Source organism: Mesorhizobium sp. L-2-11, assembly GCF_016756595.1.
Lineage (GTDB): Bacteria > Pseudomonadota > Alphaproteobacteria > Rhizobiales > Rhizobiaceae > Mesorhizobium.
Genome location: NZ_AP023257.1, coordinates 3478210 through 3490918, shown reverse-complemented (window position 1 = coordinate 3490918; position 12709 = coordinate 3478210). Strand labels below are relative to the sequence as shown.

Genomic DNA, 12709 nt, shown 5'->3' with positions numbered 1-12709 from the left:
CGTTGACATCGGCCGGACGATAGAGCGACTGCGCGCTTCGACCCGCCGCTTTCGCAATCCACCGAGAAACGGGGGCCAACTGGCCCCCGTTTCGCATTCGCTGGCGATTGGCAGGCCGGCGCTCCACGGCGCCCCCCTCTGTCCTGCCGGACATCTCCCCCACTTGGGGGGAGATCGGCAGCTTCGCGGACAGCTCCTCCTTTTTTGCAAGGTTAGTGGTTGGCGAAATCAGTGATGAAGGCCGATCTCCCCCCTCGTGGGGGAGATGTCCGGCAGGACAGAGGGGGGCGCGAAGGATCACTACAGATCAGCATTAGGGTCTGCGCCGCTTCGCTTCGCGCCCCTGGCAATCCACAAGGAAACGGGGCCAGCGGCCCCGTTTCGCATTGTTCTCCGGTAAATAATTTAGCGGGCCGCGCGGGCCCATTTGCGATACCAGCCTTCGCTGGCAATCGTGTTGCGGTAGACCGTTTCGCGCTCGGTCGCCTCGGCTCCAGTCTCCGCCCCGATCTCGGCCTTGAGCGCCGAATCTTCGCGGCGAAACGGTATCACCTGGACGAGCGGCGTTGCCTTTTCGATGACGTAGAGGCCATCCGGCACGGTCGCAAAGAACGGAAAATGGATGTGGGCTGCATAGGTGTCGGTATCGACGATGCCGGCGACGCATTCAAAAGGCTGAGCCGGCCGATTGAGCGGCGGCAGGAACAGACAACTCCAGCCCGGCGGGGTACGGATCGACCAGTAATTGTGAAATTTGCATGGCGGTGCCGGTTCCTTCGGATTGCCGGCGACCTGATGGGCGCCATGATTGCTGACCATCACCCTGTCGAACTCCCAGCCGGCATCGACGGCGCTGCCGCCATCCTTGATCTCAAGGCGGACTGTCGCCGCGAGCGGCAGGATCCAGCCGGTTGTCATCGCGTCGAGAAACGGCATGCAGCGCTTGACGGTCAGGCCATTGTTGGTGGCCGAGGCTTGCTGCTGATCGACCGGCGGCAATTTGCGGAACCAATCCGGCAGGACCGTCTTGGCCGCCACCGGCGGCGCGATGACGCCATGATCTTCCGGCCGACAGGAAAACCGGATCGAGCGAGAGGTCTTCTGGGAAGAGCGAGAGGTCTGGGAAAAATGAAACATCGATGGCCTCCATGGAAAAATCCGAGGAGGAACGGGCCGCAGCCGGATTTATTCCCGGGCGGGCGTCAACCATCTGACGATGCAGGCCGACCACGAAAGTTCGGCCGCCGCAGAGCGACAGCGGCGCGCACAGCAGCGTTGGCTAAAGCACCAATCGCATCAGCGGCCGGCCCGCCTTGCGCTCGACCAGCCTCTCGAAACCGGCTTTCTCGAAGACCCGCGACGAGCCGACGAACAGCCCGATCGAACGCGAATCCTTCGACAGGTCGATCGGACATGCCTCGACCAGCCGAGCGCCATTCTGGCGAGCAAATTCGATGCCGCCTTCGACCAGCCGGTGCGTTATCCCTCTGCCGCGCGCCTTGACGCGGATGAAGAAGCAGGAAATCGCCCAGATGCCCGGATCGGTGGCGTCGGCGGGATCGACCGGCGCCGAGCCCCTGCCTTTGTTGTTCCATTCGGGCACGTCGGCGCGCGGGCCGATCTGCATCCAGCCGACCGCCTTGCCATCCTCGAACGCCAGCAGGCCCGGTGGCGGTCCGGCCTCGATCCGCGCCTTGATGTGGTCCTTGTTGCGCTCCCGGTTGCTGGCGCGGCGCGCTGCCGGCGAGAGCCGGAAATGTGTGCACCAGCAGCCGTAGCAGGCGCCCTGCTTGCCGAAAAGATCTTCAAAATCCGCCCAAAGCTCGGGCACCAGCGGCGCTATGGTCGTATTCACGAACTCTCTCCCGGCCCACTGCCTTGTCGTGGCGTCCGTCCTGACGTACCATTGCTTTTGTTCTCTTTATGTTCGCAACAATGGCGGCTCCTGTCAACAATCCCGATCACGGTTTTTGCCGCGACTGCCTGGCCTTTCAGCGCAGTGCAGCACGGCGCTGCGAGCGCTGCGGCAGTCCGCGGCTTGCCCGCCACCCGGAGCTCTATCGGCTGCATCTTGCCCATATCGATTGCGACGCGTTTTATGCGGCGGTCGAAAAGCGCGACAACCCGGCGCTGAAGGACCGGCCGTTGATCATCGGCGGCGGCAAGCGCGGCGTCGTCTCCACCGCTTGCTACATTGCCCGCATCCACGGGGTGCGCTCGGCAATGCCGATGTTCAAGGCGCTCGAAGCCTGTCCGGAAGCGGTCGTCATCCCGCCTAACATGGAAAAATACGGACGCGTCGGCCGCGAGGTGCGCGCCATGATGCAGGCGCTGACGCCGCTGGTCGAGCCGCTCTCCATCGACGAAGCGTTTCTGGACCTTGCCGGCACCGAGCGCCTGCATGGCTTGCCGCCGGCGGTGGTGCTGGCGCGCTTTGCGTTGGGGGTGGAGAAAGAGATCGGCATCACCGTTTCATCAGGCCTCTCCTACTGCAAGTTCCTGGCCAAGGTGGCGTCGGACTTTCGCAAGCCGCGCGGCTTTTCGGTGATCGGCGAGGCCGAGGCGACCGGCTTTCTGGCCGAGCAGCCGGTGACGCTGATCTGGGGTGTCGGAAAAGCCTTCGCAGCCACGCTTGAGCGCGACGGCATCCGCACCGTCGGCCAGTTGCAGCGCATGGAACGCGGCGACCTGATGCGCCGCTACGGCGTGATGGGCGACCGGCTCTACCATCTTTCACGCGGCCAGGACGACCGCCGCGTCCACCCCGACCAGGATGCGAAAAGCGTCTCGGCGGAGAACACATTCGACACCGACATCGCCTCCCCCGAGGAATTGATTTCGGTGCTGAGAGCGCTGTCGGAAAAAATCTCAGGGCGGCTGAAGAAATCCGGCATTGCCGGGCGCACCGTCGTGCTCAAGCTGAAAACGCAGGATTTCAAGACCCGCACCCGCAACCGGCAACTCGGCGACCCGACACGGCTGGCCGACCGCATTTTCTCGACCGGGCTCGAGTTGCTGCGCAAGGAGGCGGACGGCACCAGATACCGGCTGCTCGGCATCGGCGTCAGCGACCTCTCGAATGACGAAAAGGCCGATCCGCCCGACCTCGTCGATATCCAGTCTCGCAAGCGTGCCATGGCCGAAGGCGCCATCGACACGCTGCGCGACAAGTTCGGCCGCAGGGCGGTGGAGACCGGCTACACCTTCGGCAAGGGCCGCAACGCCCCCCCGCCAGAGCCGATCGAGGACTAACGGTCTGGCGTTTGGAACCCAATGCGGGGACGTTGCGGCCAGCCCTTTCTCCCCGTCACTATACGGGGAGAAATGCCCGGCAGGGCAATGCGGGGCAGCGCCGGCTTCAACAATTCCAGGAACCCTGCTCGCCGCCACTATCGACCGGTTGGCGCTGCCCCTCACCCGCCTGCCGGCGACCTCTCCCCGTATAGTGACGGGGAGAGGGACGATCTCGACGATTTTCGCCAATTGTCAGCGTTGGAGGATGTGTGCCGCGGTGGCCAGGCTCTTTCTGCCCGTAACTATACGGGGAGAAATGCCCGGCAGGGCAATGAGGGGCAGCGCCGGCTCGCCGACATCGATCGGGCGTGTGACTATTGGCGCGACTGGCAAAACCGTACTGATAGAAGGAGCAATGACGATGAAAGACCGCAGTCATGACGACGCAATGGCCGATCTTTTCCGGGACGATCCGGCGACGGCCGCTGCCACGCTCGACGCAATCCTTGCGGATGGCGACCAAGGCGAACTGCTGGTGACGCTCCGGCAAATGATCAAGGCGTTCGGCGGCGTGCCCGCCGTCGCCAAGTCGGCCGAGCTGAACCCCACGCAACTCTACCGTACCCTTTCGGAGAAGGGGAACCCAGAGCTGCGCAGCCTGAATGCCGTCCTTCGCACGATGGGCCTGCGCTTGGCGGTGCGGCCACTCGGCGAATCCGTGCCGCACGTCTGACGTTAAGGGGCACTGTGTCGCTTTAATCGGGAATTTCGCGACAATGGCCCTAGCCTTGAGCTAGGGCCTCAACGGTTTTTTGTCGCCGCTTCGATTTCGTCAGAACATCAAAGATCACCGCTCCCATGACCAGGCTGCCGCCAACCCATGTAGCCCAGGCGGGAAGCTCTCGGAAGGCCAGCCAGACCCAAAACGGTGCAAGCGGATTTTCCATGCTGCCTATGAGGGCGGAGCGTGTTGCCGAGATCAGCCGTGTTCCGACCGTCATCAGAAGCAGGCCGAGGCCGAATTGAGCTGTTCCGAACAGCACAAGGTCTAGCATGGTCGGGGCCGTCACCTGCATGGGCTGAGCGAATGGCAGCACCACAAACGCGCAGAGAAAGGCCGACAGGCCGGCGGCCGGGAGCATGGAAACGTGCCGATTCTTGCGGATGATGACCATCATTGCCGCATAGGATAGCGCCATCGTTGTCGCGAAGGCGTAACCCGCCAGATAGCCGCCCGAGGCTTGCGGGTTTACGATGATCGTCACGCCAACTAGCGCGAAGAAACTGGCCGCCCATGTCGTCCAGTCCTCACGCTCGCCTACGAAGACAAGGGCGAGTATGGCCGTCATGAATGGAATTGCGGCGTGGATTGTCATAACGTCCGCCACCGCAGCCAGGCGCAGCGCGTTGATGAAACAGATCGTGGCGAGGGTCGACAGGACCATGACCCAGAGGCCGGGCATCCCCATGGTCCGAATCGCCCCCCACAAGTCGTGCCGATAACGCCAGGCCACATAAGCGCCGATGAACAGGCCGCCGAAGATTCCGCGCCAGAACAGGACCGTCCAGAGATCGAGCGTGATCAGCCGGGTGAAGTATCCAGAGAGGCTATAGGCGATCGAAGAGCCGATAATCAGCAGCGTGCCGAGCCATTTTCCTTGATCGTCTTGCATCGTCACCCCCTTGCATCCGGACCTTTGTACTCCGATGCTACTGACACCGTTTTGTCAGTGGTGTTGGGAGGGACGCTCGTGCGCCGCGCCGATCGACCTTTCGATATTATCCAGGCGTTGCGCGGAAAGACGAAGCCGACGACCGCCGCTGCGCTGGCGCAGCAATTGGGGGGTGACGACCCGCACCATCTATCGCGACATCGCGACCTTGCAGGCGCGGCGCATCCCAATCGAGGGCGAACCGGGGCTTGGCTATTTTGCTGCGCAAAGGCTTCGATCTGCCGCCGCTGATGTTCACGATGGAGGAAGTCGAGGCCATCACTATCGAAGCCAACCTCGTTCATCGCATTCGTGACCTGAAATTACAGGAGGCGGCCGAAAGCGGAAGGGGATACAGTTCGGCCCGTGGGGATCGAACTGCTTGACGTGCGTAATGCCATCCGGACATGTTGTAAGATCGTAATCAACCTATATCGACGAGCAACAGCGCCGATCGCGACGCACGATTTGGCCATAGCTACGGTCTATTATGTCGATGTCACGTTGATCGCCGCATGGTGCGAGCTTCGCGGGGTTTATCGCTATTTCCGGGCAGATCGCATCGTGCAATCCGAAGTGCTCGAAGAGCGGTATGCCGCCGATAGCAGCCCTATGATGGCCGAGTGGATGGCGAAACGTTCGCAGAAGTCCGGACTTTTGCGCTATCTGCACCCAGATTTGGGTGCGGCAAGGTGACAAGCGTCCCTTGATGCAGCCCGAAGAAAAAGAGACTTGCGGCGACTATACAAATTTTTGTATAGTCGCCGCATGAAAATGCTCAAGTTCCGGGGTAGCGCCCTCAATGATCTGCGCGCTTTCCCGAACTTGGCACGGCGCGAAGCCAGCTCGACAAGGTACAGAACGAGCAACCTCCAACCGACTGGAAGCCAATGGCGACAATCGGGAAGGGTGTGCAGGAAATCAGGATTCGGGACGACGCCGGCGCGTTCCGGCTGATCTACGTCGCCAAATTCGCCGATGCGGTCTACGTGCTGCATTGCTTTCAGAAGAAAACGCCGAAGACCCGCAAAATGGATCTGGATCTGGCGGCGAAACGCTACGGCGATCTGATGAAGGAGTTGGGCTAATGAGCAACGAGACTTTTGCAAGTGTGTGGGACGCCATCGAAGACACCCCCGCCGAAGCAGAGAACATGAAGCTCCGCTCCACACTGATGATGGCGCTGGAACAGCATATAAGGGCAAAGGGCTGGACGCAGGTCGAAGCCGCGCGCCAGCTCGGCGTGACGCAGCCCCGCGTATCCGACCTCCTGCGCGGTAAGATCAACCTGTTCGCCCTCGATACCCTCGTCAATATGGTGGTCGCGGCCGGACTGCATGTTGAACTGCGCGTTCTAGAGGCTACCTGATCGGCATTGCCGGTTATTTTGTCGCTTTGATCGGGAAATTCGCACGAGTCATGCAGTGCCACTGCCAGCGTCGAGGCAGACTTGTGGCAGAACGAGCTTTATTTCTCCGGTCGCTTTGAAGGGCATCCTGCTGAACGGGTAAGCGGTACCCCATAGGTCAGCGCTAGCGGACCGGAGATGCGCCGCCCTATGGGCTTCGCTGACTTCGGTTCGGAAAAAACATGGTCGAACGAGAAGATCAGATGCGCCGCAAATCGATGCGGCTGGTCATCACGCGCTCGCCGGTTTTCGGGTCGACGTCGATAACGGTCAGCCGCATGCCGTCCTCGCCGTTCTTCTCGACGGTCATCTGCGCGGTGCGATCGCCGTTGACCTCCTTGGCCCAGCGGATGCCGAGATTGATCGCATTGCCCGAGCGCTTGCCGCTGAGCTGCGCCGGCCCGGTGCGGGATCCGACATAGGTGCCGGTGTACTTCGTCCCGCTGGATTTCAGATCGGCACTGATGGCGCGCGTCACCACGACGAGACCGCGGCAGGTGCCGTCCAGCGACAAGGAACTCGATGTCGCGTCGGAATCGAAGCGGCAGGAGACGTTCATCGTCGGCGCATCGGTGGTTACCTTGACAGTGCCCTTGCCGGCAAAATTCCCCTCGAACGAGCGGAGAAATTCGGCCTCGTCGGCATGAGCCGCGCCGGCCGCAGCCATCAGGCAGCCGGCAAGTGCAAATCGTGCGCATGATTTCATTGGATCTCTCCCCTTGAACTGGCTGTTGGACCAACGCTCGCCGTGACGGCAGGTTCCGCCTTCAACATGACCGTTTTGCTACAAGTCGCTTCTGGCCCAGCCGAATGCGTCGACTAGCGGTTGCGGTGAAAGTCCAGGCTTGCGACATAGCGCGCATGGCACCTTCGCTCCCCAAGGCCGCGTTCTGGATGGCGCTGTCGATCGCATCGTTTCTGACGATGTCGGTCGCCGGCCGCGCCACGACCGCCGAGCTCAACGTCTTCCAGGTGCTGGAACTGCGCTCGGTGATCGGCCTGTTCATCCTCCTGCCGCTGGTGATGATGTCAGGCGGTTTTGCGGCGATGCGCAGCAATCGCCCCACCGCCCACATCGCCCGCAACGTCGTCCATTTTATCGGCCAGGCGGCTTGGCTCTACGCCTTGACGCTGATCCCGCTGGCCGTGCTGATCTCCATCGAATTCACGACGCCGATTTGGACGGCCATTCTGGCGGTCGGCTTTCTTGGTGAAAGACTAAGCCGGCCAAGACTTGCAGCGATCGTGCTCGGGCTGATCGGGGTGCTGATCATCGTCCGTCCAGGCATCGGCTCCGTCGATCCGGGACATGTTGTCGTGCTGGGTGCCGCGGTCTGCTTCGGTATATCCGTGGTTTTGGTCAAATCGCTGACGCGGACGGACAGCGTCGTGTCCATCATCTTCTGGATGCTGGTCATCCAGTCGGTGCTCGGCCTTATCCCGGCACTCTACGAATGGCGCAACCCGCCGCTCGAACTGTGGCCGTGGATCCTGCTGATCGCCTTCACCGGCATGTCGTCGCATTTCTGCATGGCCCGTGCACTCGCCTATGCCGACGCCACCGTCATCTCGCCGATGGACTTTTTGCGGGTGCCGCTGTCGGCGCTGATCGGCTGGCTGCTGTATCAGGAGCAGATCGACGCCTTCACCGCCGGCGGCGCCTTGCTGATCCTGCTGGGCAACCTGCTCAATCTGCAGAAAAAAGCGACCAAACCAGCGGAAGTGGCAGCGTCTTAGCATTGCAGCCAAACGTCTTCGTTTGGCGTCCGACAAAATGCGTTGAAGCAAAGCGCTAGTGGATGGAATCTAACGCTTGGTGCCCGCGTTTGACGGCGGCAATCATCTGTCGGGGATGCGCTGCTTGTTGACGAACTGGGGATCGTTGGAGGGCTTGAACTGGCGCCGGAGGTTGGGCTGCAGCCCGTGCGCCTTCCAGATGCGACGCCAGCGCTTGCGCTGATGATGCCAGCCGCTTGCGCCATCATGGCGACGGTCCAGTGCGTCGTCTCGCCCGGCGGATCGGCAAGCGTCAGCGCCACCACGCGCTCGGCCACCTCGGGTCCGAGAGGCGGAATGCGCGAGGGCCGGGTCTTGTTGCGCAACAGCCCTCGAAGCCTTCAGTGGCGAAGCGCTCCTGCCAGCGCCACACGCAGGTCTCGATTTGCCGGTTGCCGCATGATCTCGACGGTGCCGGAGCCGTTGACGCCGGACATGCCGAGCGCGATCGCCCCGCCATTGGGGTTCGCGTGGTCGGCGTCCTGGGCGATTACGGCGGCTGATGATCCTCTAGAGCGGGATGAGATTACCTGCGGTCATAGCCTGAGTTTGCGAAGTAATTTGAGCACTCGAGCGGTGTGACGCGGTTGAGAATCTGGCCGATGGCGTTGCAGACCGTTTCAACGGTGCGCTTTGCGGCCTTTCGCAGCCAGTGCTTGAGCTTGGCGAAGAGCTGTTCGATCGGATTGAGGTCAGGCGAGTATTTCGGCAGGAAGAAGAGCCTCGCGCCGGCCTTTCGGATGGCGCGACGCACGGCCTTGCCTTTGTGGCTGCCGAGATTGTCCATCACAACGATGTCGCCCGGCTGGAGAGTGGGCACGAGAACCTTCTCGACATAGAGGAGGAACCTCTCGCCGTTGATCGGCCCGTCGATGAGCCAGGGCGCTTCGACGCGATCATGACGCAGCGCAGCCAGAAAGGTCATTGTCTTCCAGTGGCCATTGGGAACTTTGGCCTTGATCCGCTGTCCGACCGGTGCCCAACCCCTGAGCGGGGCCATGTTGGTCTTGGTCCAGGTCTCGTCGATGAACACCAGGCGGGCGGGGTCGATCCGGTCCTGATACAGAACCCATTGCCTCCGTCGGCGCGCAACATCGGGACGATCTTGCTCGGCGGCGATCAGCGTCTTTTTTTGTGAGACAGCTTCTCGGCGTGCACGAACTCCCACACCGAGCGGTAGTCAACCTTCAGGCCACGCTCGCCAAGTTCGGCCACAAGCCCGCGCAAGGTGAAGTCCTTCTCCCGGCAGCGCTCGACAAGCCAGTCGCGCCACGCTCCCGATATCTTCTTCGGCTTGTAGCCGCCCACTTGGCGGGGCGCCACGCTCCCCGTCTGTTCCACCCGCTTCAGCCACTCGATCGCCGCGCTGTAGCTGACGCCAAATCGAGCAGCCGCCGCGCGCCGCGAAAGCCCTTCAACCTTGACCGCCGCAACAACCCGTTCGCGCAGGTCCATTGAATATCCAACCATCAATGCTGGCCTCCTGCCCAGCAGCAAGGTTGAATCAGATCATCGCTGATTTGGGAATCCCACGACTCCCATAAATCTCATCCCGCTCTAGCCAGAATGATGACTGGCGTCGCGAGATAGTTCCCACCGACGGCAAGGGAAAATGCGATGTGATGACGATACGTCCATTGTCCGAGCAAGCCTCCAGGAATGCCCACCGCGTCCGGCGTGCCTGGTCAGGGTCCGTGTCGTACCGAAAGCTCCAGTCGGGGTATATGCATTGCATCGGCCAATGCATGAGATCGCCGGAAAACACTGCTACGCCTCGGGATCTCAGGCCGATGGCTACGTGCCCCGGGGTGTGGCCCGGCGTCGGCTCCAGCCACACTTCGCCATCGAGTTCATAATCCATATCGACAAACACAGCCCGACCAGCCTCGACGATTGGCAGCACATTGTCCTCATAGGTCCGTTCGTCGGCGTCGCCGGAGGCGGCCTGTGCGGCCTCGAACTCGCGCCGCGCCATGATGTAGCGGGCGTTCGGGAATGTCGGTATCCAACGCCCGTCCACCAATCGTGTGTTCCAGCCGCAATGGTCGATATGAAGATGGGTGCACAGCACGTAGTCGATCTGCTCGGGAGCAACACCCGCATTCGCCAGGCGCGCCAAAAAGGTGCCGTCATTGCGGCGATGCCAATGCGGGAAGTATGCGCACGTCTTGCCGTTGCCGACGCAACTGTCGACCAGAATGATGTGGTGGCCGGTACGAACCAGAAAACTCTGGATGGGAAGAATAAGCCGGCCGGTTGCCGGCGATATCAATCGGGGCGTGAGCCAATGAAGATGCGGTTCGAGTGCTTCCTCGGTGCAGTCGGGGAACCATTCCGACGGCGTCACCAGAGGGTCGCACATCTCCAGAATTCTGGTTACCCAGATATTCCCGATTCTCCAATCGTCCATTGATGCGATCCTTCTTCGATCGAGGACGGATCGCTAGAGATAACATTTGCGGCAAGATGGCGTCAGACATTTCTTCCGATACGAAGAAGGAGGCGCTCGCGATGTGGCCGCGCTTACGTTCTTAACCACTAGAATGCAGTTTTGGATTCGCAAAACCGCGCTCTCGCCTGGCATTTCAGTCGCCTTCGTCGGGTATGTTGAGGAGATGCCCGCAGGCCTTGCAGTGGACGGCGTCGGCTTCATGCCGCTGAAGGCCGCATTGCGGGCACGGGAAGAAGACCTTGTTGGGACGGAAGAGCGCCTGTGCCAGCCTGACGAACAGCGATATGCCGATGATCATGGTGACGATGGCAGTGAGCTTGCCGGCTATCCCCGGCAGGACGATGTCGCCGAAGCCGGTCGTGGTCACCGTGGCGACGGTGAAATACAGCGCATCGACATAGCCTTCGAGACCGGCCCCGGTGCGGAAGAAGAAGGTGTAGACGAAACCGGTGACGACAAACAGGAATGTCAGGAGATTGATGACTGCGTGGCTTGCCTCGCGCCATTTTTTGAGGCCGCGCATCTCGAAAAACCGCCACAGCGCGCCGCTGCGCGACAGCGACCACAGCCGCAATATGCGCAGGAAACCCAGATTGGCCAGCGCCGAAGGCATCAGCAGCGTCAGCAGGATGAAGGCGTCGACCCACGACGTCGGCTGTTTCATCAGGCGCAGCATGTCGTTTGAGGCCAGCAGCCGGGCAATCATGTCGGCGGCGACAAGCGCTGCGACAGAATAATCGAGCCAGAGGAACGAAGGCGATTCCTGGATCACCGGTGTGGCGATGAAGAAGGCGATGATGGCAACGTCGATGATAATAGCCGCAAGCTGAAACCTGAAGGCCGCGGGCGTGCGCCCGTGATAAAGCTTGCGCAACATGTCGCGCAGCCGCGCCAAGGCTGAAAACTCCGACCCGTCCTTGTCTGCCGGCTTCATGACCATTGCGATAGCCTTCGCTGCGACAGCCGTCCAGTGGGCAGAGCAGAGGGAAGCCGCTGTGGCTTGAGAACATCCGGAGCGTTCCAGACCCCGGAACGCAATCAGACCGGTTCGGCCTCGATGATGCTGATGCGAGGTCCGGCTTCAACGATACTCGCGACCCGAAAATCCGACGCCGCCAGCAGCAACCTGAATTCTTCCGCCGTGCGCTCCTGCCCGCCCGGCATGACCAGCATGTTCAGATCGCCGAATTTTGCGGCGGCGCCTTCATTGGACGGCGCCAGAATGCTCTCGATCACCAGCAGCTTGCCTTCTGGGCGAATCGCCCGGCGGCAGGTTTTCAGGATCCGGATGTTTGTGTCGTCGTCCCAGTCATGCAGGATCCATTTAAGCACAATCGCATCGGCGCCCTCGGGCACCGAGACGAAGAAATCGCCGGCGACAATGTCGCAGCGATCTGCCACACCCGCGGCGTCAAAGACCGGGCCGGCCTTCGCCACGACCTGTGGCTGATCGAATAGAATGCCGCGCTGGCCGGGATTGCGGCGGAGGATTTCGGCAAGCAGCGCGCCCTGCCCGCCGCCGACATCCATAACGGCAGAGAACCGCCGAAAGTCATAGGCCGCGAGCACCGCGGCGGCGACGCCACGCGACATCGCCGTCATCGCCCGGTCGAAAATGACGGACTCTTCCGGATGCCCCGCCCGGTATTCCCAAACGCCCTTGCCATAAGCGTGGCGAAAGGCGTTTTCGCCTGTGCTGACACTGTGCAGCAGATCGCTCCATGCCTGACGGAAATAGGGCCGCCCGGCCAGTATCGCCCATGGCGCGACCGAATGCTGAACATCGGATCGCAACGCACTGCCAACCGGGGTCAGCGAGAAGGACCGGTCTTCCGCTTCATGGAACACGCCGACCGACGCAAGCGCGCGCAGCAGCCGGTAAAGCGCCTGCGGATGGGTGTTGGTCAACGCGGCAAGTTCGCCGCTGGTGCGTTTCCCGTCCTTGAGATGGTCTGCGATGCCCAACGTGGCGGCGACGCATATCGCCTGAGACACCTGGAAGCCATTGACCATTTTCTGGAGTTCGGCAGCGGCATCCCGCTCATCCATGACCCGCTCCCCCGGCCGCCAAAAGACCTAGGCCGCCGAGCTCACAATACCAGCGGCATCGTCACCGGGCAATGCGAC

14 protein-coding genes and 3 pseudogenes are annotated in these 12709 nt (G+C 61.7%); 8 read left to right on the top strand and 9 right to left on the bottom strand.

Going from position 1 to position 12709, the window contains the following annotated elements:
• Positions 1 to 405: 405 nt before the first annotated feature.
• Both JG739_RS16690 and JG739_RS16685 read right to left on the bottom strand, forming a co-directional pair.
• Positions 406 to 1137 (bottom strand): DUF6065 family protein, encoded by a 732-nt coding sequence (locus tag JG739_RS16690; RefSeq protein WP_202362556.1) that lies wholly within the window; start codon positions 1135 to 1137, stop codon positions 406 to 408.
• 142 nt (positions 1138 to 1279) lie between these two features.
• Positions 1280 to 1855, bottom strand: a complete 576-nt coding sequence (locus JG739_RS16685) for a GNAT family N-acetyltransferase (protein ID WP_202362555.1) — start codon at positions 1853 to 1855, stop codon at positions 1280 to 1282.
• Between the two features lie 68 nt (positions 1856 to 1923).
• On the opposite strand from JG739_RS16685, the gene JG739_RS16680 reads away from it, so the two are divergent.
• Complete coding sequence (locus JG739_RS16680) at positions 1924 to 3252, top strand: DNA polymerase IV (protein WP_202362554.1); 1329 nt, start codon at positions 1924 to 1926, stop codon at positions 3250 to 3252.
• 403 nt (positions 3253 to 3655) lie between these two features.
• The gene (locus JG739_RS16675; RefSeq protein ID WP_202367495.1) at positions 3656 to 3967 is read left to right on the top strand and encodes a helix-turn-helix domain-containing transcriptional regulator; all 312 of its coding nucleotides are present in this window, start codon (positions 3656 to 3658) and stop codon (positions 3965 to 3967) included.
• Positions 3968 to 4016: 49 nt separating this feature from the next.
• Here JG739_RS16675 and JG739_RS16670 read toward each other — a convergent pair whose 3' ends face one another.
• Positions 4017 to 4907 carry a DMT family transporter gene (locus JG739_RS16670; RefSeq protein ID WP_202362553.1) on the bottom strand — a complete coding sequence of 297 codons (891 nt, stop codon included), beginning with the start codon at positions 4905 to 4907 and terminating at the stop codon, positions 4017 to 4019.
• A 34-nt stretch (positions 4908 to 4941) separates the two neighbouring features.
• Here JG739_RS16670 and JG739_RS36380 point away from each other — a divergent pair.
• The 5 genes and pseudogenes from JG739_RS36380 to JG739_RS16650 all read left to right on the top strand — a co-directional run.
• Positions 4942 to 5124: pseudogene (locus JG739_RS36380) on the top strand (hypothetical protein); the annotation flags it as partial.
• 31 nt (positions 5125 to 5155) lie between these two features.
• The gene (locus JG739_RS35380; protein ID WP_244749458.1) at positions 5156 to 5332 is read left to right on the top strand and encodes a hypothetical protein; all 177 of its coding nucleotides are present in this window, start codon (positions 5156 to 5158) and stop codon (positions 5330 to 5332) included.
• Positions 5313 to 5642 carry a WYL domain-containing protein gene (locus tag JG739_RS16660; protein ID WP_202362551.1) on the top strand — a complete coding sequence of 110 codons (330 nt, stop codon included), beginning with the start codon at positions 5313 to 5315 and terminating at the stop codon, positions 5640 to 5642. The genes JG739_RS35380 and JG739_RS16660 overlap by 20 nt, the downstream gene beginning before the upstream one ends.
• A gap of 72 nt (positions 5643 to 5714) precedes the next feature.
• Positions 5715 to 6034 (top strand): annotated as a pseudogene (locus JG739_RS16655) (type II toxin-antitoxin system RelE/ParE family toxin).
• Positions 6034 to 6315 carry a helix-turn-helix domain-containing protein gene (locus tag JG739_RS16650; RefSeq protein WP_202362550.1) on the top strand — a complete coding sequence of 94 codons (282 nt, stop codon included), beginning with the start codon at positions 6034 to 6036 and terminating at the stop codon, positions 6313 to 6315. Before JG739_RS16655 ends, JG739_RS16650 begins: the two are co-directional and overlap by 1 nt.
• A 238-nt stretch (positions 6316 to 6553) precedes the next feature.
• Here JG739_RS16650 and JG739_RS16645 read toward each other — a convergent pair whose 3' ends face one another.
• Positions 6554 to 7060, bottom strand: coding sequence for a hypothetical protein (locus JG739_RS16645; protein ID WP_202362549.1), 507 nt, complete (start codon positions 7058 to 7060; stop codon positions 6554 to 6556).
• 155 nt (positions 7061 to 7215) lie between these two features.
• Between JG739_RS16645 and JG739_RS16640 the strand changes: the two genes are divergently transcribed.
• A complete protein-coding gene (locus tag JG739_RS16640) occupies positions 7216 to 8091 on the top strand; it encodes a DMT family transporter (RefSeq protein WP_202362548.1) in 876 nt (291 codons plus the stop codon).
• 123 nt (positions 8092 to 8214) lie between these two features.
• Here the strand turns inward: JG739_RS16640 and JG739_RS35375 are convergent.
• The 5 genes and pseudogenes from JG739_RS35375 to JG739_RS16620 form a co-directional block, all read right to left on the bottom strand.
• Positions 8215 to 8555: pseudogene (locus JG739_RS35375) on the bottom strand (helix-turn-helix domain-containing protein); the annotation flags it as partial.
• Between the two features lie 101 nt (positions 8556 to 8656).
• Positions 8657 to 9600 (bottom strand): IS630 family transposase gene (locus JG739_RS16635; protein ID WP_446720497.1). Its coding sequence is split into 2 segments (ribosomal slippage): positions 8657 to 9264 and positions 9264 to 9600, totalling 945 coding nucleotides; the frame shifts between segments, so codons are not numbered across the junction.
• Between the two features lie 34 nt (positions 9601 to 9634).
• Positions 9635 to 10477 (bottom strand): MBL fold metallo-hydrolase, encoded by an 843-nt coding sequence (locus JG739_RS16630; RefSeq protein WP_202362547.1) that lies wholly within the window; start codon positions 10475 to 10477, stop codon positions 9635 to 9637.
• 238 nt (positions 10478 to 10715) lie between these two features.
• On the bottom strand, positions 10716 to 11516 hold the full coding sequence (locus JG739_RS16625; RefSeq protein WP_202367494.1) for a potassium channel family protein: 801 nt from the start codon (positions 11514 to 11516) through the stop codon (positions 10716 to 10718).
• A gap of 104 nt (positions 11517 to 11620) precedes the next feature.
• Complete coding sequence (locus tag JG739_RS16620) at positions 11621 to 12631, bottom strand: methyltransferase (RefSeq protein WP_202362546.1); 1011 nt, start codon at positions 12629 to 12631, stop codon at positions 11621 to 11623.
• Between the last annotated feature and the right edge of the window lie 78 nt (positions 12632 to 12709).

Bases quoted from the DNA above. Each gene is read 5' to 3' on its own strand.
- JG739_RS16690 (WP_202362556.1), bottom strand. From the start codon at position 1,137: ATGTTTCATTTTTCCCAGACCTCTCGCTCTTCCCAGAAGACCTCTCGC.
- JG739_RS16680 (WP_202362554.1), top strand. From the start codon at position 1,924: ATGTTCGCAACAATGGCGGCTCCTGTCAACAATCCCGATCACGGTTTT.
- JG739_RS16675 (WP_202367495.1), top strand. From the start codon at position 3,656: ATGAAAGACCGCAGTCATGACGACGCAATGGCCGATCTTTTCCGGGAC.
- JG739_RS16670 (WP_202362553.1), bottom strand. From the start codon at position 4,907: ATGCAAGACGATCAAGGAAAATGGCTCGGCACGCTGCTGATTATCGGC.
- JG739_RS16650 (WP_202362550.1), top strand. From the start codon at position 6,034: ATGAGCAACGAGACTTTTGCAAGTGTGTGGGACGCCATCGAAGACACC.
- JG739_RS16645 (WP_202362549.1), bottom strand. From the start codon at position 7,060: ATGAAATCATGCGCACGATTTGCACTTGCCGGCTGCCTGATGGCTGCG.
- JG739_RS16640 (WP_202362548.1), top strand. From the start codon at position 7,216: ATGGCACCTTCGCTCCCCAAGGCCGCGTTCTGGATGGCGCTGTCGATC.
- JG739_RS16625 (WP_202367494.1), bottom strand. From the start codon at position 11,516: ATGAAGCCGGCAGACAAGGACGGGTCGGAGTTTTCAGCCTTGGCGCGG.
- JG739_RS16620 (WP_202362546.1), bottom strand. From the start codon at position 12,631: ATGGATGAGCGGGATGCCGCTGCCGAACTCCAGAAAATGGTCAATGGC.